The following is a 24,584-nucleotide window of genomic DNA, read 5'->3' as shown; positions in this document are numbered from 1 at the left end:
TTGTGCTTTTTGATCGTGTAGAACATGTCAGGAACAAACACGCGATTGCCGCAACCGGCACGCTGTGAAATAAGGGGCGAAAGAATGGCTGTAGCGGACCTGCTGAACATGACCGACAAGAAGACGGCGGAAAAACAGAAAGCACTCGACTCGGCGCTGGCGCAGATTGAGCGTCAGTTCGGCAAGGGTTCGATCATGAAGCTGGGGGGCGACAACCCCTTCAAGGATATAGAGGCGACCTCGACTGGCTCGCTGGGTCTGGACATCGCGCTGGGCATCGGCGGCCTGCCCAAGGGCCGCATCATCGAGATTTACGGGCCGGAATCCTCGGGCAAGACCACGCTGACGCTGCATGTGGTCGCCGAAGAGCAGAAAAAGGGCGGCGTCTGCGCCTTTGTCGATGCCGAACACGCGCTCGACCCGCATTACGCCAAGAAACTGGGCGTCGATCTGGATGAATTGCTCATCTCGCAGCCCGACACGGGCGAACAGGCGCTGGAAATCGTCGACACGCTGGTGCGCTCTGGCGCGGTGTCGCTGGTGGTGGTCGATTCGGTCGCGGCGCTGACGCCCAAGTCGGAGCTTGAGGGCGATATGGGCGACAGCTCTGTCGGCGTCCATGCCCGCCTTATGTCTCAGGCCATGCGCAAGCTGACAGGGTCCATCAGCCGCTCGAACTGCATGGTGATCTTCATCAACCAGATCCGCATGAAGATCGGCGTCATGTTCGGCAGCCCCGAAACCACGACCGGGGGCAACGCGTTGAAATTCTACTCCTCCGTGCGTCTGGACATTCGCCGCATCGGCTCGATCAAGGATCGCGACGAGGTTGTCGGCAACCAGACCCGCGTGAAGGTGGTTAAGAACAAGGTCGCGCCGCCCTTCAAGCAGGTGGAATTCGACATCATGTATGGCGAAGGCATCTCGAAAACCGGCGAATTGCTGGACTTGGGCGTCAAGGCCGGCGTGGTCGAGAAATCGGGCGCGTGGTATTCCTATGGCGACGAACGCATCGGGCAGGGGCGCGAGAACGCGAAAACCTTCCTGCGTGAAAACCCTCAGCGCGCGATAGAGATCGAGGATAAAATCCGCGCCGCCCATGGGCTGGATTTCGCCATGTCGGAAAACGATCCCGACCTGACAGAGGACTAACCGTCCGGTCACATGATTTCGGCGCGGGGTGTGGACAGCCCCCGCGCCGAGGGCTAAACCGTGCCATCAGATTAGCACGCGCAAGCGCCCGGAGTGTGACATGCCCAGCCTGAACGACATCCGCTCGACATTCCTCGACTTTTTCGCCCGCAACGGGCACCAGGTCGTCGACAGCTCGCCCCTTGTGCCGCGCAATGACCCGACGCTGATGTTCACCAATTCGGGCATGGTGCAGTTCAAGAACCTGTTCACCGGGCTGGAACACCGCGATTACAACCGCGCGACGACCTCGCAGAAATGCGTGCGCGCAGGTGGCAAGCATAACGACCTTGATAATGTCGGCTATACTGCGCGCCACCATACCTTCTTCGAAATGCTGGGGAATTTCAGCTTCGGCGATTACTTCAAATCCGACGCGATCCCCTTCGCCTGGGAATTGTTGACCAAGGATTTCGACATCCCCAAGGACCGTCTGCTCGTCACCGTTTACCACACGGATGATGAAGCGGCAGACATCTGGAAAAAGGTCGCGGGCCTGTCGGATGACCGCATCATCCGCATCCCGACCGATGACAATTTCTGGCGCATGGGCCCGACCGGCCCCTGCGGCCCCTGCACCGAGATTTTCTTCGACCATGGCCCCGAAATCTGGGGCGGCCCTCCCGGATCGCCCGAAGAAGATGGCGACCGCTTCATCGAGATCTGGAACCTCGTCTTCATGCAGAACGAACAGCATGACGACGGGTCCATGACCGAATTGCCGCGCCAGTCCATCGACACCGGCATGGGGCTGGAGCGTATCGGCGCGCTGTTGCAAGGCAAACACGACAATTACGACACCGACCTGATGCGCGCGCTGATCGAAGCCTCGGCGCATGTCACCAATTCCGACCCGGACGGCCCCGGCAAGACCCATCACCGCGTGATCGCCGACCACCTGCGCGCGACGTCCTTCCTGATCGCCGACGGTGTGTTGCCCTCGAATGACGGGCGCGGCTATGTCCTGCGCCGCATCATGCGCCGCGCCATGCGCCACGCGCATATGCTGGGCGCGCAAGACCCGGTCATGCACCGCCTCGTGCCCGCGCTGGTCACGCAGATGGGCGGCCATTTCACCGAATTGCGCGAGGCGCAGGCGCTGATTACCGAAACCCTGCGCGCCGAGGAAACCCGCTTCCGCCAGACGCTCGATCGCGGGTTGAAACTGCTCGATGCCGAGCTGACTGACCTGTCGGACGACGCCGATCTGCCCGGCGCCACGGCCTTCAAGCTGTATGACACCTTCGGCTTCCCGCTGGACCTGACGCAAGATGCCCTGCGCGAACGCGGCCGCAAGGTCGATGTGGCGGGCTTCGACGCCGCCATGGCCGAACAAAAGGCCCGCGCGCGCGCCGCTTGGGCGGGGTCGGGCGAGGCTGCCGATGCCTCGATCTGGTTCGACATTGCCGATCGCGCAGGTGCGACAGAGTTCTTGGGCTACAAATCCGAAACGGCAGAGGGCCAGATCCTTGCGCTGGTCGCGGAAGGCGCGGAAGCCGACCGCGCCGAGGGGCAGGTCCAGATCATCACCAACCAGACGCCGTTTTATGCCGAATCCGGCGGTCAGGTGGGTGATACCGGCCTGATCCGCACCGCGACCGGCTTGGCCCGCGTGACCGACACGCGCAAGGCCGCAGGCCTGCATATCCATGTGGCAGAGGTGACGGAGGGGCATATCGCCAAGGGCCAGCCCGCCAAGCTGGAGGTTGACCATTCCCGCCGCAGCGCCATCCGCGCCAACCACTCGGCCACGCACCTGCTGCACGAGGCGCTGCGCCGCGCGCTTGGCGACCATGTCGCACAGCGCGGCTCGCTCAATGCGCCCGACCGGCTGCGCTTCGATTTCAGCCATGGCGCGGCGCTGGACCCCGCGCAGATCGCGGCGGTAGAGGCAGAGGTGAACGCCTTCATCCGCCAGAACGGCGCGGTCGAAACCCGCATCATGACGCCCGATGACGCGCGCGCCTTGGGCGCGCAGGCGCTCTTTGGCGAGAAATACGGCGAAGAGGTGCGTGTTGTCTCGATGGGCACGCTTATCGGCTCTGGCAAGGGTGCCGAGGGCGACACCTATTCGCTCGAACTGTGCGGCGGCACGCATGTGGCGCGCACGGGCGATATCGGCGCTTTCGTGGTGCTGGGCGACAGTGCCAGCTCTGCCGGTGTGCGCCGGGTCGAAGCGCTCAGCGGTCAGGCCGCCCTCGATTACCTGCGCGCGCAGGACCAGCGTCTGGCCGATGCCGCGCTTGCGCTCAAGGCGCCCGCCGCCGATGTGCCCGCCCGCGTGCGCGCGCTCATGGACGAACGCCGCGCGCTGCAAAACGAGATCGCGCAACTCAAGCGCCAGATCGCCATGGGCGGCAGCACGGCAGAGGATGCGCCGCAAGACGTGGGTGGCATCAAGCTGATCGCCCGCGTCATGCAGGGCGTCAGCGGCAAGGATCTGCCCGCGCTGATCGACGCGATGAAAGACAAGCTGGGCAGCGGTGTCGTGGTGCTGATTGCCGATACGGGCGCGAAGCCCGCCGTCGCCGCAGGCGTAACGTCAGACCTGACCGACCGTATCTCGGCGGTGGACCTTGTGCGCGCCGCCGTCACCGAACTGGGCGGCAAGGGCGGCGGCGGCCGTCCCGACATGGCGCAGGGCGGCGGGGCCGACATCGCCGGGGCAGAGGCCGCGCTGAAAGCCGCAACCAACCATCTGGCAGGAGTATCCGCATGAGCGCTCTCTGGATCGCCCACGTCACCGTCACCGACCCCGACGCCTATGGCCAATATGCCAGCCGCGCGACCAAGGCGATTGCCGATCACGGCGGCGTCTTCCTCGCGCGTGCGGGCCGCGCGGTCCAGCTTGAAGGGCAGGGCCACCCCCGCAACGTGGTCGCGCGCTTTCCCTCGGTCGAAGCCGCGGTCGCGTGCTACAACTCTCCCGCCTATCAGGAAGCGCTGAGCTTCGCCAAGGATGCCGCCACGCGCGAGCTGGTCGTCGTCGAAGAGATCGACTGATCCTTCATCCTTGCAAAAATATCCTCGGGGGTGCGGGGGCAGACAGCCCCCGCCTGTCCCAAGGCCTTACAGGAACGGGTCATCCGGATAGCCCACCCCGGTCAGGCACAAGCCGTCTGGCGGGCTGACCGGGCCACAGGCCGCGCGGTCGCGTGCCTCCAGCGCCGCTTTCACGTCATCGGGGGCCCAAGCGCCCGCGCCCACCCGTTCCAATGTGCCGACGATGCTGCGAACCTGGTTGTGCAGGAAGGACCGCGCGCGCAGGTGAAAGCGGTATTCCACCCCGCCGGGCACATCGCGCGCCTCTATCTCTACCGCATCAAGCGTTTTGACGGGCGACAGCGCCTGGCATTGGCTGGCGCGGAAGGTGGTGAAATCATGCTGCCCGATCAGATGCGCCGCGCCCGCGCGCATGGCACCCACATCCAGCGCGTGGCGGATATGCCAGACAAAGCCCGCATCCAGCGCGGGCGGCGCGCGCCGCGCAAGCAGGCGAAAAGTATAGCGCCGCTCCAGCGCCGAGAACCGGGCGTGAAAATCCTCTGTGACCTGCGCACAGGCCAGGATCGCCACGGGCAGCGGTTTCAGATGGTGGTTCAGCGCCTCCATCAGGCGAAAGGCGTCCCAATCGCGGGCCATGTCGCAATGGGCCACTTGGCCGGTGGCGTGCACGCCCGTATCGGTGCGGCCCGCGGCGGCAATCGACGGCAGATCGGGTTCCAGCCATGCCAGCGCGTCCTCTATCGCGCCCTGCACCGAAGGCAGGTCGCGCTGCCGCTGCCATCCGCAAAAGGGGCGGCCGTCATATTCGATTTTCAGGGCATATCGCGGCATGGCGAGGGGCTTAGCGCCGCGCGGCGACAGATGCAATTACCCTTCCGCCGCCAGCACCGCGCGCAACCCGCTGCGGTAGTCGGGATAAAGCGGCTGCCAGCGTAGGTCGCGCTTGATGCGGTCATTGCGCACACGTTTGCTTTCGGAATAGAAGCTGCGCGCCATGGGCGACAAATCCGCTGCCTCGAACGCGATTTCCGGGGGCGGGGTCATGCCCAACAGCTCTGCCGCATAGGCGATCACGTCTTGCGGCGGGGCGGGGTCGTCATCGCACAGGTTGTAGATGGCCGTGCCTTGGTCCGACTGGATCGCCGCGTGAAGCGCGCCGCCGATGTCGTCGCGGTGAATGCGCGAAAACACCTGTCCGGGTTTGACGATACGCTGCGCGCTGCCGTCGCGCAGACGCTCGAACGGGCTGCGACCGGGGCCATAAATGCCCGCCAGCCGCAAGATATGCAGCCGCGTGGGCGCGGTGGCTTGCCATGCGGCCTCTGCCGCGACGCGGGCGCGGCCGCGCGCCGTGCCGGGGGTGAGGGCCGTGTCCTCATCCACCCATGCGCCGCCATGGTCGCCGTAAACCCCGGTGGTCGAAAGGTAGCCGGTCCATTCCAGATGCGTGGCGCGCGCGATTTGCGGGCCATGGGCGGCCAGCACCGGGTCGTCGCCATCCTCTGGCGCGACGGAGCTTAGCACATGTGTCACCCGCTCCAGCGGCAGCGTGGTCGCGGGCCAGAGCAGCGGCTCAATGCCTGCGCGCTCCAGCGCGGTTGCGCGCTCGGGGCTGCGCGTGGTTCCGATGATATGCCAGCCCAGCGGCAGCAACCGCTCTGCCAGCGACTGCGCGCTATAGCCATGGCCAAGGGAAAGAAGCGTTTTCGTCATGGCCAAGATATCGGGCGCGGAGCCGCCCAAGGCAAGCCCGGATTGAGGCATGTCAAGGACAGGTTTTGCAGCGCGGGGTAGAATGGCGCATTCAGGAAATCAGACAGGACGCTTGCCCATGGAAGATGTCGCCGCCACCGTTTTGCCAGAAGGCACCCCGATCGAGCCGGTCGAACCCGTCCGCCTGAAAACCGCGCCCGCGAAATATGCCTGGATGCCCGATCCCGACACGCTGACGCAGGACGAGATCCGGCAATTCTTCGAATCCGACCGCTACCCGTATCGCTACAAGATGGCCCGCGCCCCCTACGAGGCCGAGAAAGCCCGCCTGCAAGCCGAGCTTCTGAAGGTGCAGAAATGGGCGATAGAGACGGGCGAGCGCTTCGTTTTCCTGTTCGAGGGGCGCGACGCCGCTGGCAAGGGCGGCACGATCAAGCGGTTCAACGAGCATCTGAACCCGCGTTTCGCCCGCGTCGTGGCACTCAACAAACCGTCCGAGAAAGAGCTCGGCCAGTGGTATTTCCAGCGCTATGTCGAACATCTGCCGACCAGTGGCGAAATGGTGTTCTATGACCGCTCTTGGTATAACCGCGCGGGGGTCGAGCGGGTGATGGGCTTTTGCACGCCCAGCGAATACCTGGAATTCATGCGTCAGGCGCCGGAATTCGAGCGTATGCTGGTCCGCTCTGGCATTCGACTGTTCAAGTTCTGGTTCTCTGTCACCCCGGACGAGCAGCGCCGCCGCTTCAAGGCGCGCGAAACCGACCCGCTGAAACGCTGGAAACTGTCGCCCATCGACAAGGCGAGCCTTGGGAAATGGGACGAGTATACGCAGGCCAAGGAAGCGATGTTCTTCTACACCGACACCGCCGATGCGCCTTGGACGGTGGTCAAGTCGAAGGACAAGAAGCGCGCGCGGCTGGAATGCATGAAGCATGTCCTCTCGACGCTGGATTACCCCGACAAAGACCCCGAGATCGCGCGCAAGCCCGATCCGCTGATCGTGGGACGTGCGCGCCACATGGTGCTGTCGGGCGCAGAGCTTGGGCATGTCATGGGCGGCTAGGGTGGTGCAGCGGGGCGGGTTGCGGTTGGTTATAGTATAGCGTAACATTGCGGGATGGTTTCAACCCGCAAGGATCGCATGGCCCGCTCCAACCGTGGCACAACCAGCCTGCGCGTGAAGACCCGCAGGCGCAACCCGATGCAGGAGTATGACCGCCTGCCGCCCGAATTGCGCGCATGGTTGGCGCGGGCGGCGCTGCCGTGGCGGCCCGGCTCTGTTGCGCGCGTCTATGCGCGCGCTGTCTCTCGCACCGGCGACCCGCAGCGCGCCTTGGCGCAGCTTGATGCGGTTGAAGCGCGCCTTGTGGCAAAGGATGCCGCCGCGGTTTGGGGGGCTGCACATCCGGCGGCCAATGCGCCCGAAATGACGATTGCCGACAGGGCAGGGCGCGGCTAACCTGCGCGCATGAGCAAGGTTGTCAATCTGCGCACGATCCGCAAGCAAGCCGCCCGCGACGCCAAACGCCGTGCGGGCGACGAGACTGCCGCGCGCCATGGCCGCACCCGCGCCGAACGCGATGCCCAGAAAGCCGCCGCCGAGAAGGCCCGCGCGCATCTGGATGCGCATAAGCGCGAAAGCTGATGCCGCGCCCTGTCAAACATTCGCTGACGCTGCGGGGGCATCGCACATCGGTGTCGCTGGAAGCCGAATTCTGGCGCGCCTTTCGCGCGCTGGCAGAGCGCGAGGGCATGGCGCTGAATGAACTTGCCGCCCGGATCGACGCCGCGCGCGGGGATACGGGGCTGGCCTCTGCCATCCGGCTATACGTGTTGGAGGACGCGCTCAAGCGCGCGGGCGGCTAGGGTTATTCCGCGCCGATCGCTTTTGCGTATTGGCGCTCTTCGGCTTCGGTCGCGGGCTGGGCGGGGGGCAGGGGGAATTCCTCTTCCGGCAGCCCTTCGCGCGACAACAGCACCGCCACCGGTCGCGCGGCGGGAATATGCGAGCACACGATCATCACCGCGACCATGAAGGGCACCGCAAGGAACATGCCCGGAATGCCCCAGACCGCGCCCCAGAACGCGAGCGAGATGATGATCCCGAAGGACGACAACCGCAGCGTCTTGCCCATCAGCATGGGGTCGATGACATTGCCCAACAGGAACTGGATCATGCCCGCGATGACGAAGATCAGGATCGCGGTCGAGGGTTCCGCCACCTGGATATAGGCCACCAGCGTGACCACCAGCGTGGCGATGATCGACCCGACAGAGGGGATGAAGTTCAACACGAAGGTCAAAAGCGCCATGGCCAGCGCGAATTGCAGGTTGAACACGCTCAGAAGCAGGAAGATCAGCGCGCCGGTCACGGCGGAAATCAGGGTTTTCACCAGCAGGTAGCGGTTCACCCGCCGGATGATCGACCCGATGATCGCGCTCACGCGCGTGGCCTGCGCATGATCGCCCATCAGCTTTTCCAGCTTGGTGCCGAACCAGACGCGCTCGGCAAACAAAAAGCCCACAAACAGGATAATCAGCACCACCTGAGACAAGAGCGACCCCGCTTGCCCAGCCGCAGAGCGCAGATAGCCCGACACCTCGATGGAGCGCACCGTGGCCAGAACCGAGGCTTCGACATCTTCCCCCATCCAGGCGAACATGCGCGCGATGGCGCGTTGTGCGTCCTCTGTATAGGCCCGCGTGGTGGTCAGCACCGTGTTGATCTGCGAAATCACCAGCCCCACCAGCGTCAGCAGCCCCGAGGCGATCAGCACCACCGCCAGCACCGAGGCCACCCAGTTCGTGACCCGCAGATTGCCGATCTTCATGCTTTGGATGGAATTGATCGCGTCCGATGTCAGCGAGAACAGGATGATGGCAATCGCGAGCGAGATCAGGATGAACTTGGCCTGCACCAGCAGAAACAGCACCACCGCGAAGGCGATGATGCCCATCAGCCATGTTTGCAGGCGGAACTTTTCGCCAAAACTGAGCCGTGCGGCCAGCGGGGTGACAGATTTAGAATTGTCCGACATGATCCAGGGGCTGTGCTGCGTTGCGCCCAAGTATGCGAGGGAAAGCCGCGCTCGGCAAGGCGTGATGGCGCAAAGCGCGCGCGCGGCGCATCAGCGCTGTCCCGCGCGCAAGATATAGGCGGCAATCGCGTCCAGCTCGGATTTCTCCAGCTGGCCCAGATTGGCGATGACCTTGGCCATGGACCCGCCCGCCACGTCGAAGGACGGGGTAAAGCCGGTTTCCAGATAGGCGCTGATGTCGAAGGCGGTCCACGTGAATTCGTCGCCCGCGATGGCCGGGATGCGGCCGCTGCCAGAGGGGTTGGGCGCGCCCGTCAGCCACGCGCCGGTGTCGAGCCCCCCCAAGGCGTCGCGCGGCGTGTGGCATTCGGCGCAATGCGCCAGCGCCTCTGCCAGATAGCGCCCTTCGCTTTCCTGCGCAGTCAGATCGCCGGTCACGACCCAGTCGCGGTCCATGTAAAGCGCTTTCCACACGCCAAGGCTGCGGCGGATGTTGAAGGGAAAGCCCAGATCATGCGCGCGCGAGGGCGTCGCATCGGCGGGCAGCGTCTGCATATAGGCGTAAAGATCGGCAATATCCTGCGGGTCGGCCTTGGCATAGGATGTGTAGGGAAAGGCCGGGTAATAATGCTGCCCCTCGGGCGAGACGCCGCGCATGACCGCATCCATGAACTGCGCTTGCGTCCAGCCGCCGATGCCGTGCTCCGGGTCGGGGCTGATATTGGGGGCGTAGAACGTGCCGAACTGGGTCACGAACTCTGCACCGCCGCGCAGCAGCTTGGGGTCCGCGTCATCCTCTGTGCCCATATGGCACGACGCGCAACCGCCCGCCAGAAAGATCCGTTCGCCCGCCAGCGCGTCGCCCGTCAGGCGCTCAGACACGGTTTCGGGCAGGCCAACAGGCTGGGTGATATACCATCCCACCGCCACCGCCGCCGTCCCAAGCCCCAAAAGCAGCGCCCCGATGCGGTTCATATCCGTGCCTTTCCTTTTTGGAACAGGCCGCCCCAGCTAGGGGCGGCCTGTCATGTGCTTCGCGAAAGCGTCAACTCAGCTTTCTTCGCGGTAAACTTCGTGGCAAGCACCGCAAGTTGCGCCCATCGCGCCCACGGCGGGGCGCAGCGCGTCCAGACCGTTGCCGGCCACGCCTTGCAGGGCGGCGGTCGCTTCCTGAAGCGCCACGAATTTGGCGGTGAAATCGTCAAGGTTTTCCCAGATCTCGGCCTTGGCGCGGGTTTCCATGATCGCCGACGAATCGGTGCCTTCGGGCCACAGGCGCGACTGGTCGTGACGGGTCAGGTGGAACATGTTGTCGGCAGCGGTCTGCGCCATCTCAGCGTCATAGTCCATCCGGCCCTGCGCCATGCCACCCAAAACGGCAAGGTTGTGGCCATAGAGCTTGAACTGACCTTGACGCGCCTGAACTGCGTTCATGTCCTGCGCCAGCGCCGGTGCTGCCAATGCCACGGCCAGTGCCGCGCCGGAAATTACCTTGAAGAATGCCATCCTGTCGCTCCTCGAGTGTTGTTTGTGGCCTAAAGCGTAGCGCAGCTTCGTGAGGTTTCAAACACACGCGCGCGTGAACGGCCTAATCAAGGAAGCGAACCTTGCCGATATAGGGCAAATTGCGGTTTCGTTGGGCATAGTCGATCCCGTAGCCCACGACGAATTCGTCCGGTATCTCGAACCCGGTCCAGCGGGCACGAATATCGACCTCGCGGCGCGACGGCTTGTCCAGCAGCGCGCAGACCTCCAGCCGGGCGGGGTTGCGTGCCAGAAGCATCTGAAGCACGTGGTGCAGGGTAAAGCCCGTATCGACGATGTCTTCCACCACCAGCACGTCACGCCCTTCGATCTTGCCCGACAGATCCTTCAGGATCCGCACCTCGCGCGAGGATTGGGTGCTGTCGCCGTAGCTCGACGCCTCGAGGAAATCGACCTCCACGGGCAGGTCGATCTCGCGCACCAGATCGGCGATGAAGATGAAAGACCCGCGCAGCAGACCCACCACGACCAGCTTTTCGGTGGCGGCGAATTCACGGGTGATTTCCTCTGCCAGCTCTTCCACCCGTGCGGCGATTTGCTTGGCGCTTATCATCTGGTCGATTTCGTAGGGTTTTTGCGACATCTCGGCCCCTTGATTTTTCGGGCCAAGTCTAAGACATGTCCCCCCCAGACAAAAGCCCGGATCGTGAATGCCAACCCATACCGAACATCGCCACATGCCCTATACGGCGCGTCAGATTTACGATCTGGTGGCGGATGTCGCGCGCTATCCTGAATTCCTGCCATGGACCGCCGCCGCGCGCATCCGTTCGCGCAAACCCATCGAAGGCGGGGAAGAGATGGAGGCCGATCTGGTCATCTCGTTCAAGGTCTTTCGCGAACGCTTCGGCAGCCGCGTGCGGCTGTTCCCCGAGGATGGCGTGATCGACACGGCCTATCTGGACGGGCCGTTCAAGCACATGGTCTCGCGCTGGACGGTGAAGGATGCCGAGGGCGGCGGCTGCATCGTCGATTTCCACGTCGATTTCGAGTTTCGCAGCCCGATGCTACAAAAGATTATCGGGGTTGTCTTTGACCAAGCCATGCGCCGTGTCGTGGGCGCGTTCGAGGCTCGGGCAAAAGCGCTTTACGGTTAGGCTTGCAGCCGCGCCAGCACCATGGCCAGCGCGTGCTCGACCGTCGCCGCGCGCACCGCGTCACGCCCGATCGCGCCGAATTCAACCGTTTCGGTGACGACCGCTTGCGCATCGGCCAGCCCGAAGCAGACGCGGCCTTCTGGCTTGTGCTCTGACCCGCCGGGGCCAGCGATACCAGTGACCGCGACCGCGATTTGGGCCTGCGACCGTGCCAAGGCACCCGCCGCCATTTCATGCGCCACCTGTTCAGAGACCGCGCCATGCGCGTCGAGCGTGGCTTGCCGCACGCCCAGCATGTCGCGCTTGGCGGCGTTGGAATAGGTGACAAAACCCCGGTCCACCACGTCGGACGAGCCGGGCACGGCGGTGAGAGCGGCCATTATCAGCCCGCCGGTGCAGCTTTCGGCGGCGGCCAGCATAACGCCTTGCACTCGCGCCGCATTCAGCACCGCGCGCGCGCTCATGCGCCCATCAGCCCGTGGCTGACCACGGCGGCCACGGCCACCACCAGCGTGGCGAGCGCGCCCGCGATCACATCGTCCAGCATCACGCCCAAGGGCGTGTGCATCCGGTCGGCCAGCCCCACCGGGCCGGGCTTCCAGATGTCAAACGCGCGAAAGGCCACGAAAGCCGTGACCCAACCGGGCCAGAGCGCCGTCACCGGCACGCCCTGCATCATCGCGCCCAAGGAGACGGGCCAAAGCGCGATCCACATGCCCACAACCTCGTCTATGACGATCTCTGACGGGTCGGCGTCGGGGGTCTCGCGCGTCTCGGCAATGGTGGCCCACCAGCCAAGGGCGAAGGCCACGAGCGTTGCTGCCAAAAGCAGCCAGAACCCGCCAAGCACATGCAAGGCCCAAGCCGCGGGCAGGGCGGCCAGTGACCCCCATGTGCCGGGCGCGGGGCGCAGGTAGCCCACGCCGCCAAAGGTCGCGATCATGCTGGTCATGCTCATGCGCAATCTCTCTTCATCTTGCCAAAAATACTCAAAATCCGCCGCATCATCCCGCGATCAGGCAGGCCGTGGCCAGCGCCGCGATGCCTTCCTCGCGGCCCGTGAAGCCCAGACGCTCGGATGTGGTGGCCTTCACGCTCACGCGCCCGGGCTCGACCCCCATGATGCGCGCAAGCTCTGCCTGCATCGCAGTCGCATGGGGGCCGATCTTGGGGTGCTCGCACACCAGCGTCACGTCGCAATTGCCAAGCTGGTAGCCGCGCGCGCGCGCGAGTTCGATCGCGTGGCGCAGGAAGATATGGCTTTCCGCGCCTTTCCATTGCGGGTCGGAAGGTGGGAAATGGCGGCCAATATCGCCTTCGGCCAAGGCACCATAGATCGCATCCGTCAAGGCGTGCATCCCCACATCGGCGTCGGAATGGCCCTGAAGCCCGCGCCCATGCGGCACCTTTATGCCGCACAGCCAGCAGCCATCGCCTGGGCCGAAGCGGTGCACGTCATAGCCATTGCCTAGCCGAATATCGGTCATCTGGGGTGTCCTTGCTTGCAAGATCGCCTCTGCCCGGTCGAAATCGGGCGGGTAGGTCAGTTTGAAATTCGCGTCGCTGCCGGGCACCAAGGCCACGGGCAAGCCGTAGGCGCGGGCGATTTCGACGTCATCGGGCGCGTCGCCCGGCCATGCCTTGTGTGCGGCATGAAGCGGCGCGAAGTGAAAGCCCTGCGGGGTTTGCGCGCGGTAAAGCCCGTCACGCGCCACCGCGTCGCCCACCAGCCCCGCATCGCCACGCCAAAGCGCATCGACCACCGCAAGGGCAGGGGCGGCGGCGGGGCCGTCATTTAGCGCTTTTTGCACATCGGCGATGATCCGGGCGGACACGAAAGGCCGCGCGCCGTCATGGATCAGCACCCGCGCGGGCGGATCGTCCGCCAAGGCGTCGAGTGCTGCGCGCACAGACGCCGTCCGCGTGGCCCCGCCCGCCACGAGCGTGACGCCGTGCAGGTCGAGCGTGGTCGCGCGGTCCATATCGTCGGGGTGAAGCACAAGGACCAGCCGCGACAGCCCGCCCGCGCGCAAGGCATCGAGTGTCCAGGCCAGCACCGGGCGCCCGGTCAGGGGCCGCCATTGCTTTGGCAAGCCTTCGCCTGCACGCGTGCCGCGCCCTGCGGCAACGATAATGGCAGCGGTGCTTTCGGTCATCACTCTCGCCTTGTTATGCGCCTTCTATATGCACGGGGCGCGCGGTGCTGACAATGCGCGCGAAGCCGCGCGTGCGCCGCTTAATAATTAAGCACATGATGAAATAAGCGCCAAGAAACCCTTGGTTGCGTTTGCCATGCTGCCTGCTTCTGGCTATCCCTGCACAGATGAACAATCGCGGCTGCCACCTGACATGACCCTGTTTTCCGACCTGCCCACCGACCCGGATCTGCCGGTGATTCTGGCCCCAATGGCCGGGATCACGGACCTGCCGTTCCGGCGGGTCGTGGCCGGGTTCGGGGCGTCGCTGGTGGTGTCGGAAATGGTCGCAAGCGAGGATATGGTCCGCGCGCGCCCCTCGACCCGCGCCAAAGCGGAACTGGACCTGACCGATGGCGGAACCGCCGTGCAACTGGCCGGGCGCGATGCGTGGTGGATGGCGGAAGCCGCGCGCATGGTGGCCGATCAGGGCGCGCGGATCATCGACATCAACATGGGTTGTCCCGCGAAGAAGGTCGTGGGTGGGCTGTCGGGGTCGGCGCTGATGCGCGATCTGGATCATGCGCTGTCGCTGATTGACGCGGTGGTGGGCGCGGTGGACCTGCCCGTTACGCTGAAAACCCGGCTGGGCTGGGATGAGGATTGCCTGAACGCGCCCCAGCTTGCGCGCCGCGCGGCCGATGCGGGCGTGCGGATGGTCACGATCCACGGGCGCACGCGCTGCCAGTTCTACAAGGGCCAAGCCGATTGGGCGGCGATTGCGCCGGTGGTGCGCGCGGTCGATGTGCCGGTTATTGCCAATGGCGACATCACTTCGCCCCTGCGCGCGCGTCAGGCGCTGGCGCAATCGGGTGCGGCGGGCGTGATGGTGGGGCGCGGGGCGCAGGGCCGTCCATGGCTTCTGGCGCAGATCGCCGCCGATCTGGCGGGCCGCCCCGTGCCGCAAGCCCCGGAAGGGGCCGCGCTGGTCGATCTGGTGGCCGGCCATTACGAGGCGATACTGGCCTTTTATGGCCGCGATCTGGGCCTGCGGGTCGCGCGCAAGCATCTGGGCTGGTATGCAGATGCCGCTTGCGGCTGCGCGGGCGCGCGCCGTGCCGCGCTGACCGCGACAGACCCGGCGCGCGTCTTGGCACTGCTGCCCGATCTGCTGACCCCGGTGCAAGAGGTGGCCGCATGACGCCGCCCGCCACCGGGTCCATCTGGGCCGCCTTGCCCGCACCGGCCTTCATGGTGGGCCATGTCGACGAAATGGAATGCGTGGCCGATTGCAACCCGGCGGCAGAGCAGTTCCTCAGCCTGTCGCGCCGCGCGGTGTTGGGCCGCTCGCTGGGCCAGCTCATGCAGGTGGATGCCGAGATTGACCGCGCGCTGGAGCGGTGCCGCAGCAACCGCGCGGCGGTCTTCATCAACGATGCCGCCGTGGTCATCGGCACCCGCAAGCCGGTGATCTGCTCTATCCAGCTTGCGCCGCTGGTGGACCGGCCCGAACTGGTCCTGATGCTTGTCACCCCGCGCGAGATCGCGGGCAAGCTGGGGCAGGCCGACGGCATTCGCCATGCCGCGCGCTCGGCGATCGGCATGTCGCAAATGCTGGCGCATGAAATCAAGAACCCGCTGGCGGGGATTACCGGTGCGGCGCAGCTTCTTTCCATGGGGCTGGAGCCGCGCGACCGCGAGTTGACCGACCTGATCGTGGCCGAAACCCAGCGCATCGTGAACCTGCTGGACCAGGTCGAGCAATTCGGCAACCAGCGCCCGCCTTCCTGCCGGCCGATCAATATTCACGACATCCTCGAACGCGCGCGTCGCTCTGCCGAAGTGGGCTTTGCCGCGCATATGCGCATAGAGGATGCCTATGACCCGTCCTTGCCCCCCGTTTGGGCCGATGGCGACCAGTTGTTGCAGGTCTTCCTGAACTTGCTGAAAAACGCAGGCCAAGCGCAGCCCAATGGCGGCACGATCCGCATTCGCACCTTTTTCGAGCATTCGCTGCGCGTGCGCGCCGCCGACGGCTCTGACATCGCGCTGCCCATCCATGTCGAGATCATCGACGATGGCCCCGGTCTGCCGCCCGCCATCGCCGCCGAGGTCTTTGACCCCTTCGTGTCGGGCCGCGAGAATGGCACCGGGCTGGGGCTGGCGCTGGTGTCCAAGATCATTGCCGCGCATGATGGCTGGGTGTCGGTCGACAGCCGCCCCGGACAGACAGTGTTTCGTGTTTCCCTTCCGCGCGCCCCAGAATCGAGGGACCGCGACGATCTAACAGAGGAGCTTTCCTGATGGATGGCACGGTTCTGGTTGCCGATGACGATCGCACCATCCGCACGGTGCTGACCCAAGCGCTGACACGGGCGGGCTGCAAGGTGCATGCCACCTCCAGCCTGACCACGCTGATGCGCTGGGTCGAGGAAGGGCGGGGCGATCTGGTCATCACCGATGTGATGATGCCCGATGGCAACGGGATAGAGATGATCCCCAAGATCAGCCAGGAACGGCCCGATCTGCCGGTGATCGTGATCTCGGCGCAGAACACGATCATGACGGCCATTCAGGCCAACGAGGTCGATGCGCATGATTACCTGCCCAAACCCTTCGACCTGCCGGACCTTCTGAAACGCGCGGGCACGGCGATGAAGAACCGCAAGCTGGTCGCCGCCTCGGCGCAGGCGGATGCCGCGCCCAAACCCGCGCCGCGAGGCGACATGTCCAGCATGGAAGGGCTGCCGCTGGTCGGGCGCACGCCGGTCATGCAGGAACTGTATCGCCTGATCGCGCGGGTGATGAATTCGACCATGCCGGTGCTGATAACCGGCGAATCCGGCACCGGGAAATCGCTGATCGCGCGCACCTTGCACGATCTGTCGGACCGGCGCGGCCAGCCCTTCATCTCTGCCACGGCGGAAGATTTCCGCAGCCCCGATGCCGCGCAAGCGCTGGTGTCGCGGGTGCGCTCGGGCTCTCTCTTGCTGGATGAGCTGGCCTCTTACGACGCCGATGCGCAGCTTCGCGTGGCCCGCCTGCTAGACAGCCTGCCCGATGACGGCCCGCGCATCATGGCCACCGCGCAGACCAACCTCGCGCAATCCATGGGCGAAGGCAGCCTGCGCGAAGACCTGTATTATCGGCTCAGCGGCGTCACACTGTCCGTGCCCGCCCTGCGCGAGCGGATCGACGATCTGGAACCCTTGGCACGGCATTTCCTGTCGCAGGCCGCCGATGATGGTGCCACCTCGCGCGAATTGTCGCCAGAGGCGCTGGAACTGGTGCGCGGCTATTCATGGCCCGGCAATGTGCGCCAGTTGCAAAACACGCTGCGCCGCCTGACGCTGACAGGGCAGGACCAGATCATCGCCCGCGCAGAGATGGAAATGGCGCTGAAAAGCCAGCCCTCTGCCGTGTCTTTCGGCGAAGACATGGGCGGCGAATCGCTGTCCGAGTCCACGGCGCGGCACTTGCGCCGCTATTTCGACCTGCACGGGCAGGATCTGCCGCAGCCGGGGCTATATGCCCGCATCCTGCGCGAAATAGAGATACCGCTGATCGAGATCGCGCTGGATGCGACCGGGGGCAACCAGGCCCGCTGTGCAGAGCTTCTGGGCATCAACCGCAACACCCTGCGCAAGAAGATCACCGAGTTGGATATCGAGGTCTCTCGGCGCCGCAAGCTGGCCTGATCGGGCGATTTTGATGTAGAAATGCCACATGCCCTGTGGCACAATCCACACAAAGGGCGCATGAACGCCCGGTCGGCGGTGTAAAGCGGTGGGGTAGTTTGGGGCAAACGGCGCTCTCTTGGGGTCTGTTCAGCCAGGTGTTCGGCAGGCGCAGCCGTCGCGGAACTGCGGCGGGCGCGGTGGCGCTGGTGCTTGCTGGCCCGCTTCTGGTGCTGCTGACCCTGCTGGCGCTTGGCCCGCTGGACGGGGTATTCAACACATCCGGGCTGGCGTTGATCCTGCTGGCAGATTTCGTCTACATGCTGCTGGTCGCGGGGCTTGTGGCGGTGCGCGTGGCGCGTCTGGTCGCGGCGCGGCGCAAGGATTCCGCTGGCTCGCGGCTGCATTTGCGCCTGACCACGCTCTTTGCCGCCATCGCCATGGTGCCCACCGTGACCGTGGCCGTGTTCGCCGTCATCACGCTGAACGTGGGGCTGGAAGGGTGGTTTTCCGACCGGGTGCAGCGCGTTGTCGGCAATTCGCTGGCCGCCGCCGAAGCCTACCAGTTCGAGCAGGAACGCGACCTGCGCGCCGATGCCCAAGACTTGGCCGCCTATCTGGATACCGCGCGCCGCGTCTTTCCGCTGCTGGACGAAGGCGAATTGCGCAACCTTCTGTCCGAGGCACAGGCGCGGGTGCAGCGTGGCCTGCGCGTGGCCTTCGTCATTGACGGGGCGGGCGAAATTCGGGCGCGGGGCGAGCGGTCCTATCGCTTCAACTTCGTGCCCCCCACGGCGGATGAGATGACCCGCGCGCGCGAGGGCACCGTTCTGATCCGCGACTGGCCGCGCAACGAATTCCGCGCCATCGTGCCGCTGAACGATTTCTTCGACCGTTACCTCTATGTCTCGCGCGCGGTGGACGGGCAGATTTTGGCGCTCTTGGATGAAACCCGCGAGACGGTGGCGTTTTACCAGCAGTTGGAACAGGATCGCGGGCGCATCCTGTTCCAGTTCGGCGCGCTGTATCTGGGCTTTGCGCTGATCCTGATCCTTGCCGCCGTCTGGCTTGGCCTGAACTTTGCCGAACGCTTGGCGCGGCCCGTCGGGCGTTTGGCCGAAGCCGCCGAGCAGGTGGGCGCGGGCGATCTGGATGTGCAGGTCGTGGTCATGCGCGAGGATGACGAAATCGCGCTTCTGGGGCGCGTGTTCAACCAGATGACCCGGCAATTGAAGGGCCAACGCGAGCGCCTGCTGGAAAACAACCGCCAGATCGACGCGCGGCGGCGCTTGTTCGACTCTGTGCTCAGTTCGGTCACGGCGGGGGTGATCGGGCTGGATGCGGATGGCCAGCTTGCCTTCATCAACCGCGCCGCCGAAACCATGCTGGAGTTGGACCCCGACGCCCGCGAGGATCGCAGTCTGGGCCAGATCGCGCCCGAATTCCTGCCCCTGATGGACCGCGTGCGCGACCTGCCGCTCGGTCAGGACCGGGTGCAGGAAGAGCTGCGGCTGGTGCGCTCTGGCCGCTTGGAAACGGTGCTTGTGCGCTTTGCCGAGCGCCGCCGCAGCGATGGGCGGCTTGAGGGCTATGTGATCGCGTTCGACGACGTGTCGGAACTTGTCAGCGCGCAACGCATGGCCGCATGGGGCGACGTGGCGCGCCGGATCGCGCATGAGATCAAGAACCCGCTGACCCCCATCCAGCTTTCCGCCGAACGCATCGCGCGCAAGTTTGGCCGCAAGCTGGAAGGCGAAGATGCCGACAGTCTTGCCCAGCTTACGTCTGTTATTGTTCGGCAAACCAATGACTTGCGGCGCATTGTTGACGAATTCTCGCGCTTCGCCCGTATGCCCGAACCCGACCGGCGCGCGCATGACCTGACCGCTATTCTGCGTGATTGCACGCTTCTTCAGGAAAGCGGGCAGCCCGACATCGCCTTCACCCTGACACTGCCCGCAGAGCCCGTGATCGTGCAGGTCGATGACACGATGATGGCGCAGGCCTTCACCAACCTTATCAAGAACGCGGGCGAGGCGATTGCCTCGCGCCGCGAAGAAGACCCCGACAGCCCGCCGGGCGAAATTCGGGTGCAGTTCGAAACCGGGGAAGAGCAGTTGCACATCACGATCACTGATAACGGGATCGGCTTGCCGCAGGACCGCAACCGCCTGTTCGAACCCTATGTGACCACGCGCGCCGAGGGCACGGGCCTTGGCCTGTCCATCGTGCGCAAGATCATCGAGGAACATGGCGGCACCTTGCGGCTGACCGATGCGCTTGGCCCCGATGGCAGCCCGCAGCGAGGGGCCATGGCCGATATTCGACTGCCGCGCCTTGCCGCGGGGCAGATTTCAGACGACCAACAGGAAGATGGTACGGATCATGGGTGATATCCTCATCGTAGATGACGAGCGCGACATTCGCGAGCTGATCTCGGAAATCCTGCAAGATGAAGGGTTTACGACCCGTCTTGCAGCCAATTCCGACCAGGCTATGGCCCAGGTCAATGCCGATCCGCCCGCGCTGATGATCCTCGACATCTGGCTGAAGGACAGCAAGATGGACGGCATCGACATCCTGATGTCGGTCAAACGCTCGAACCCGGATATTCCGATCGTCATCATCTCGGGCCATGGCAACGTGGAAATCGCGGTCGCGGCCATCAAGCAGGGCGCTTACGATTTCATCGAAAAGCCCTTCAATATCGACAAGCTGATGGTCGTGATCGGCCGCGCGATGGAAGCGTCGCGGCTGCGGCGCGAGAACCAGGATCTGCGCCGCCGCGAAGTCGGGTCATCGCAGCTTTTGGGCGAATCGGCAGCCTATCGGGCGCTGTGCAGCCAGTTGGAGAAGGTCACGCAATCCAACGCGCGGCTGATGTTCACCGGCCCGTCCGGGTCCGGCAAGGAAGCGGCGGCGCGGTTCGTGCATGAAAATTCCGACCGTGCTTCGGCCCCGTTCGTGACGGTGACATCGGCAGCCATCGAACCCGACCGCATGGAGGAAGTGCTGTTCGGCCGCGAGTCGGCCGAGCGCGGGGTCGAGCAAGGTCTGCTGGAACAGGCCCATGGCGGTGTCATCTTCTTCGACGAGGTGGCCGACATGCCGCTGGGCACGCAATCGAAACTGTTGCGCGTGCTGGTCGAGCAGCAATTCATGCGCACAGGTGGCACCGACAAGGTCCGGGTGGACCTGCGGGTCATGTCCGCCACCACGCAAGATCTGACCGCGCGCGTGCAAGAGGGCCTGTTCCGGCAGGAATTGTTCGACCGGCTGAACGTGGTGCCCATCCGCGTGCCGGGGCTGGAAGAGCGGCGCGAGGATATTCCGCTTCTGGCCGAGCATTTCATCGACATGCTGCATACGACCCAAGGTCTGCCCCGCCGCGCGCTGGACGAGGCTGCGAAGGCCCATCTGCAAACCCTGTCATGGCCCGGAAATATCCGTCAGTTGCGCAACATGATCGAGCGCGCGCTGATCCTTGGCGATGCGGGCCGCCCGATAGAGCTGTCGGACCTGCAAAGCGACACCGGCCCCGAGGATGCCGAGCGCAGCGTGTTGCTGTCAGGCTCGCTGACAACCCTGCCTTTGCGCGAGGCGCGTGAATTGTTCGAACGCGAGTATCTGTTGGCGCAGATCAACCGTTTCGGCGGCAATATCAGCCGCACCGCCAGTTTCGTGGGCATGGAGCGCTCGGCGCTGCATCGCAAGCTGAAATCGCTGGGCGTGAACACCGCGCGCCTGTCGGCCAAGGGCTAAGGTCTTGCAAGCCCGCGCGCGCGCTGGCACATCAGGGGCTTTGACGGCCGCAACCGGGGGGCGCGGGACATGAAGATCATCGTCTGTGGCGCGGGGCAGGTGGGGTGGCAGATCGCCCGCCACCTGTCGGGCGAACGCAATGACGTCACCATCGTCGACAACAACCCCGTGCTGGTGCGCCGCGCGACCGACACGCTGGATGTGCAGGGCGTGACGGGTTTCGCAAGCTACCCCGCCATTCTGGAACAGGCGGGCGCGCGCGATGCCGATATGGTCATCGCCGCCACCTATTCCGACGAGGTGAACATGGTCACGTGCCAAGTGGCCCATAGCGTGTTCGGCGTGACCAAGAAGATCGCCCGCCTGCGCGCCCAGACCTATCTGGACCCGCGCTATTCCGACCTGTTCCGCCGCGAACACCTGCCGATTGACGTCATCATCAGCCCCGAGCGCGAGGTGTCGCTGGCGGCGATGAAGCGGGTGGCTTACCCTTCGGCTTTCGAGGTGCACGAGTTCTTCGGCGGGCGAGCTTTGCTGTTGGGCCTTGTGCTTGATGACAAATGCGCGGTGCTGAACACGCCCTTGCGGCAATTGTCGGAACTCTTCCCCACCTTGCGGGTCATGGTCGCGGGTGTGCGCCGGTCCGAGCGGCTGTTTGCGCCCGAACCCGAAGACCAGCTTTTCGCCGGGGACGCGGTTTATCTGCTGCTGGATGCCGCCGATGTCGCCCGCGTGTTCGAGGTGTTCGGCAAGCAGGCGGCCAAGCAGGAACGCGTGCTGATTATCGGCGGCGGCAATGTAGGCCTGTCGGTCGCGACCATGCTGGAAGGCCAGCCCGAACGCGTGCGCGTCAAGGTCATCGAACGCGACCGGGGGCGGGCAGAGCTGGCCGCCGACGCGTTGGAGCGTTCCATCGTGCTGCATGGCGATGCGATGGATGCCGACCTGCTGGCAGAGGCGCGCATCTCCAAGACCGACGCGGTTCTGGTGCTGACGGATGATGACAAGACCAACCTGCTGGCCGCCGTGCGCGCCAAGACCCTCGGCGCCAAGATGGCGATTTCGCTGGTCAATGACCCCGGCATGGTGGGCTTGGCCGATGCGATGGGGGTCGATGCCTATATCAACCCGCGCGCGCTGACCGTCAGTTCCATCTTGCGGCATATCCGGCACGGGCGTGTGCGGTCCGTCTACCTGCTGGGCGACCGAGAGGCCGAGGTGATCGAAGCGCAAGTCTTGGGCACCTCGCAACTGGCCAACCGCGCGGTGCGCGACATCGCCTTTCCCGAAGGCGCGCTGCTGATCGGGGTGCAGCGCAAGGGCGTGTTCATGAAGCCGTCCAGCGGCATGGTGCTGCTGGAGGGCGATCTGATCGTCGTCTTCGCCCTGACAGAGGACGTGCCCAAGGTGGATGAATTGTTGCAGGTCGCGGTCGAGTTCTTCTGAACGCGCGCTTGGGCCGAAAGGGGCGGCAATGAACAGCACGGCACGCGGCACGACGGTCATGGTCGCCCTGATGGGGCTGACCGCCGCCGCCATGCTGGTGCCCGCCGCGCTGGGTTTTACCCTGCGCGAACACGCCACCGCCCGCGCCTTTCTTTATTCCGCCAGCCTGCTTGCGGCCTTGGCGGGGCTGACCTATCTGGCCGTGCGCCGCGCGCCGGGCGGGCAGGGGATGTTCTCGCACCCGTTCTATGTGCTCTCGGCCTCTTACCTGTTCGTGCCGCTTTTCATGGCCCTGCCGGTGACAGAGGCCACGCCCGGCGGCCTGCCGCTGTTCGATGCGTGGTTCGAGATGGTCTCGGCCTTCACCACCACGGGCGCGACGGCGCTGGGGGTGGACATGCCCCGCAGCCTGCTGTTCTGGCGTGCCATGGCGGGCTGGATGGGGGGCTTGTTCGTGCTGGTCTACGCGGGCGCGCTTCTGGCACCGATGAACATGGGCGGCTTCGACATTGTCACCGCGCGCTCGGAAACCGAAAGCGCGCTGCCCGAATGGTCGCGCAACATGCGCGCCACCCAGATAGAAGTGCGCAGCGACAGCGGGCTGGGCGGCAACCATCTGGGGCGGCTTTGGGCCTATATCCGCTTGATCGCGCCGGTCTATATGGGGCTGACGCTGCTGTTATGGGTGTTGTTGTCCATGCAGGGCACGCCGCCGCTGGTGGCGCTTATACAGGCGATGTCCACGCTTTCGACCTCTGGCATCGTCGCGCCAGAGCCCTTGGGCTTCGGGGCAGAGCTGCTGGTCGCGCTGTTCCTTGGCTTGGCGCTGACGCGGCGTGTCTGGCCCGGCGCGATCATCCCGCAAGATGCCGGACGCGTCTGGGACGATGACGAGATACGCCTTGCGCTCGTGCTGCTGGCGGTGGTCGTGGCAGGGCTATGGGCGATGAACGGGGCAAGCGGCTTTACGGATGCCCCCGGCGCGGCCTTGGCAGAGCTGTGGGGCATAGGCTTTACCGCGCTTTCCTTCCTGACCACGGCGGGCTTTGTCAGCACCATCGGCGCGCCGGACCTGACGGCCTTCGCCGGTCCCGGCGGGATCGTGCTGCTGGGGCTGGCCATGCTGGGCGGCGGGGTGGCCACCACGGCGGGCGGGTTGAAACTGCTGCGCGGCTTCGCGCTGTTGTGGCAGGCCAAGCACGAGTTGGAAAAGCTTGTCCACCCCTCGGGCATGGGCGGCGACGGGCCGCGCCTGCGGGGGTTGCGCAGCGAGGGCGCGTTCTCGGCATGGCTGTTCCTGATGGTCTTCATCCTCACGCTCAGCGTGCTGGTGATGGCGCTGGTGCTGCTGGGCCACCCGCTGGAGGACGCGCTGATCTATGCCAGCGCCGCCCTGACCACGACCGGCCCGCTGACCGAGATTGCCGGGCCGGACCCGCTGAGCTTTGCGGCCCTCTCGGATCCGGCGCGCGGGGTCATGGCGCTGGGCATGATCCTTGGGCGGCTGGAATTGCTGCTGCTTCTGTCGGTGCTCTGGCCCCGGCTGGAGCGGTAAATACACAGCACACCAGACAAATTCCCGGCTGCACCGCATTTTTTGCCACGCGGGGCTAGAAGTTTTGCAAAAGCCGTTTCATAGTGAGCGGATAGGGAGACGAGGCTCTCTGCGTATAGCAAACCGCCCTGACAAAAAGGCAAGCGCATGGCCAGCGATAAACAAAATCTGCAAGACGCATTTCTAAACCACGTTCGCAAGAACAAGGTTCCGGTGACTGTATTCCTGATTAACGGGGTGAAGCTGCAAGGCGTCATCACCTGGTTCGACAATTTCTGTGTGCTGCTGCGCCGCGACGGGCAAAGCCAGCTTGTCTACAAGCACGCGATTTCGACGATCATGCCGGGTCAGCCGATCTCGCTTTACGAGGGTGAAGGCTGATCGCCCGCGAACCGATTGACCTAACGGAGCTTGGG

General features: G+C 64.9%; 25 protein-coding genes. 16 read left to right on the top strand and 9 right to left on the bottom strand.

Annotated features, from left to right (window positions below):
* Positions 1-84: 84 nt before the first annotated feature.
* The 3 genes from recA (at position 85) to J1C52_RS11250 (ending at position 4,194) form a co-directional block, all read left to right on the top strand.
* Positions 85-1,152: a recombinase RecA gene (gene recA / locus J1C52_RS11260; RefSeq protein ID WP_304621951.1), complete on the top strand. Its 1,068-nt coding sequence runs from the start codon at positions 85-87 to the stop codon at positions 1,150-1,152.
* 100 nt (positions 1,153-1,252) lie between these two features.
* On the top strand, positions 1,253-3,910 hold the full coding sequence (alaS, locus tag J1C52_RS11255; RefSeq protein ID WP_227428039.1) for an alanine--tRNA ligase: 2,658 nt from the start codon (positions 1,253-1,255) through the stop codon (positions 3,908-3,910).
* Entirely contained in the window at positions 3,907-4,194 is a 288-nt protein-coding gene (locus J1C52_RS11250) for a DUF1330 domain-containing protein (RefSeq protein ID WP_227428038.1), read from the top strand. The genes alaS and J1C52_RS11250 overlap by 4 nt, the downstream gene beginning before the upstream one ends.
* Positions 4,195-4,260: 66 nt before the next feature.
* On the opposite strand, the gene truA is transcribed toward J1C52_RS11250, so the two are convergent.
* Positions 4,261-5,028, bottom strand: coding sequence for a tRNA pseudouridine(38-40) synthase TruA (truA, locus tag J1C52_RS11245; RefSeq protein WP_227428037.1), 768 nt, complete (start codon positions 5,026-5,028; stop codon positions 4,261-4,263).
* A 36-nt stretch (positions 5,029-5,064) separates the two neighbouring features.
* Positions 5,065-5,910, bottom strand: coding sequence for an SDR family oxidoreductase (locus J1C52_RS11240; protein WP_227428036.1), 846 nt, complete (start codon positions 5,908-5,910; stop codon positions 5,065-5,067).
* A 214-nt stretch (positions 5,911-6,124) separates the two neighbouring features.
* Here J1C52_RS11240 and ppk2 point away from each other — a divergent pair, with 214 nt between their 5' ends.
* The 4 genes from ppk2 to J1C52_RS11220 all read left to right on the top strand — a co-directional run bounded on the left by ppk2 (position 6,125) and on the right by J1C52_RS11220 (position 7,779).
* The gene (gene ppk2, locus J1C52_RS11235) at positions 6,125-6,976 is read left to right on the top strand and encodes a polyphosphate kinase 2 (protein ID WP_227428116.1); all 852 of its coding nucleotides are present in this window, start codon (positions 6,125-6,127) and stop codon (positions 6,974-6,976) included.
* Between the two features lie 78 nt (positions 6,977-7,054).
* Positions 7,055-7,372, top strand: a complete 318-nt coding sequence (locus tag J1C52_RS11230; RefSeq protein WP_227428035.1) for a DUF6525 family protein — start codon at positions 7,055-7,057, stop codon at positions 7,370-7,372.
* A gap of 9 nt (positions 7,373-7,381) precedes the next feature.
* Positions 7,382-7,558: a DUF4169 family protein gene (locus tag J1C52_RS11225; RefSeq protein ID WP_227428034.1), complete on the top strand. Its 177-nt coding sequence runs from the start codon at positions 7,382-7,384 to the stop codon at positions 7,556-7,558.
* Positions 7,558-7,779, top strand: coding sequence for a ribbon-helix-helix domain-containing protein (locus tag J1C52_RS11220; protein WP_227428033.1), 222 nt, complete (start codon positions 7,558-7,560; stop codon positions 7,777-7,779). The genes J1C52_RS11225 and J1C52_RS11220 overlap by 1 nt, the downstream gene beginning before the upstream one ends.
* A gap of 2 nt (positions 7,780-7,781) precedes the next feature.
* On the opposite strand, the gene J1C52_RS11215 is transcribed toward J1C52_RS11220, so the two are convergent.
* From J1C52_RS11215 to hpt, 4 genes are all read right to left on the bottom strand, one after another.
* Positions 7,782-8,870, bottom strand: a complete 1,089-nt coding sequence (locus tag J1C52_RS11215) for an AI-2E family transporter (protein WP_227428115.1) — start codon at positions 8,868-8,870, stop codon at positions 7,782-7,784.
* A gap of 171 nt (positions 8,871-9,041) precedes the next feature.
* Positions 9,042-9,926 (bottom strand): c-type cytochrome, encoded by an 885-nt coding sequence (locus tag J1C52_RS11210; protein ID WP_227428032.1) that lies wholly within the window; start codon positions 9,924-9,926, stop codon positions 9,042-9,044.
* Between the two features lie 75 nt (positions 9,927-10,001).
* Positions 10,002-10,457 (bottom strand): c-type cytochrome, encoded by a 456-nt coding sequence (locus J1C52_RS11205; RefSeq protein WP_227428031.1) that lies wholly within the window; start codon positions 10,455-10,457, stop codon positions 10,002-10,004.
* A gap of 82 nt (positions 10,458-10,539) precedes the next feature.
* A complete protein-coding gene (hpt, locus tag J1C52_RS11200; protein WP_227428030.1) occupies positions 10,540-11,079 on the bottom strand; it encodes a hypoxanthine phosphoribosyltransferase in 540 nt (179 codons plus the stop codon).
* Positions 11,080-11,146: 67 nt separating this feature from the next.
* Here hpt and J1C52_RS11195 point away from each other — a divergent pair, with 67 nt between their 5' ends.
* A complete protein-coding gene (locus tag J1C52_RS11195) occupies positions 11,147-11,593 on the top strand; it encodes a type II toxin-antitoxin system RatA family toxin (protein ID WP_227428029.1) in 447 nt (148 codons plus the stop codon).
* Here the strand turns inward: J1C52_RS11195 and J1C52_RS11190 are convergent.
* The 3 genes from J1C52_RS11190 to J1C52_RS11180 are packed head-to-tail and all read right to left on the bottom strand — an operon-like array spanning position 11,590 to position 13,749.
* Entirely contained in the window at positions 11,590-12,057 is a 468-nt protein-coding gene (locus J1C52_RS11190) for a CinA family protein (protein WP_227428028.1), read from the bottom strand. The two genes, J1C52_RS11195 and J1C52_RS11190, sit on opposite strands and share 4 nt — an antisense overlap.
* Complete coding sequence (locus tag J1C52_RS11185; protein ID WP_227428027.1) at positions 12,054-12,551, bottom strand: phosphatidylglycerophosphatase A; 498 nt, start codon at positions 12,549-12,551, stop codon at positions 12,054-12,056. Before J1C52_RS11185 ends, J1C52_RS11190 begins: the two co-directional genes overlap by 4 nt.
* 46 nt (positions 12,552-12,597) lie before the next feature.
* Positions 12,598-13,749 (bottom strand): bifunctional 2-C-methyl-D-erythritol 4-phosphate cytidylyltransferase/2-C-methyl-D-erythritol 2,4-cyclodiphosphate synthase, encoded by a 1,152-nt coding sequence (locus J1C52_RS11180; protein WP_227428026.1) that lies wholly within the window; start codon positions 13,747-13,749, stop codon positions 12,598-12,600.
* Between the two features lie 193 nt (positions 13,750-13,942).
* On the opposite strand from J1C52_RS11180, the gene dusB reads away from it, so the two are divergent.
* From dusB to hfq, 8 genes are all read left to right on the top strand, one after another.
* Complete coding sequence (dusB, locus tag J1C52_RS11175) at positions 13,943-14,929, top strand: tRNA dihydrouridine synthase DusB (protein ID WP_227428025.1); 987 nt, start codon at positions 13,943-13,945, stop codon at positions 14,927-14,929.
* The gene (locus J1C52_RS11170; protein WP_227428024.1) at positions 14,926-16,032 is read left to right on the top strand and encodes a two-component system sensor histidine kinase NtrB; all 1,107 of its coding nucleotides are present in this window, start codon (positions 14,926-14,928) and stop codon (positions 16,030-16,032) included. The genes dusB and J1C52_RS11170 overlap by 4 nt, the downstream gene beginning before the upstream one ends.
* Positions 16,032-17,426 carry a response regulator gene (locus J1C52_RS11165; RefSeq protein WP_227428023.1) on the top strand — a complete coding sequence of 465 codons (1,395 nt, stop codon included), beginning with the start codon at positions 16,032-16,034 and terminating at the stop codon, positions 17,424-17,426. Before J1C52_RS11170 ends, J1C52_RS11165 begins: the two co-directional genes overlap by 1 nt.
* A gap of 137 nt (positions 17,427-17,563) precedes the next feature.
* A complete protein-coding gene (locus tag J1C52_RS11160; protein ID WP_227428022.1) occupies positions 17,564-19,798 on the top strand; it encodes a sensor histidine kinase NtrY-like in 2,235 nt (744 codons plus the stop codon).
* Positions 19,791-21,167: a sigma-54-dependent transcriptional regulator gene (locus J1C52_RS11155; protein ID WP_255618463.1), complete on the top strand. Its 1,377-nt coding sequence runs from the start codon at positions 19,791-19,793 to the stop codon at positions 21,165-21,167. Before J1C52_RS11160 ends, J1C52_RS11155 begins: the two co-directional genes overlap by 8 nt.
* Positions 21,168-21,236: 69 nt before the next feature.
* Positions 21,237-22,613: a Trk system potassium transporter TrkA gene (gene trkA / locus J1C52_RS11150; protein ID WP_227428021.1), complete on the top strand. Its 1,377-nt coding sequence runs from the start codon at positions 21,237-21,239 to the stop codon at positions 22,611-22,613.
* Between the two features lie 28 nt (positions 22,614-22,641).
* Complete coding sequence (locus J1C52_RS11145; RefSeq protein ID WP_227428020.1) at positions 22,642-24,168, top strand: potassium transporter TrkG; 1,527 nt, start codon at positions 22,642-22,644, stop codon at positions 24,166-24,168.
* A 147-nt stretch (positions 24,169-24,315) separates the two neighbouring features.
* Positions 24,316-24,549 (top strand): RNA chaperone Hfq, encoded by a 234-nt coding sequence (hfq, locus tag J1C52_RS11140; protein WP_071470717.1) that lies wholly within the window; start codon positions 24,316-24,318, stop codon positions 24,547-24,549.
* Positions 24,550-24,584: the final 35 nt, after the last annotated feature.

The organism is Roseibaca sp. Y0-43 (assembly GCF_020667835.1).
In the GTDB taxonomy this organism is placed as follows: domain Bacteria; phylum Pseudomonadota; class Alphaproteobacteria; order Rhodobacterales; family Rhodobacteraceae; genus Roseinatronobacter.
The sequence above is the reverse complement of the archived record's forward strand: the minus strand, read 5'-3'. Positions and strand labels throughout refer to the sequence as shown.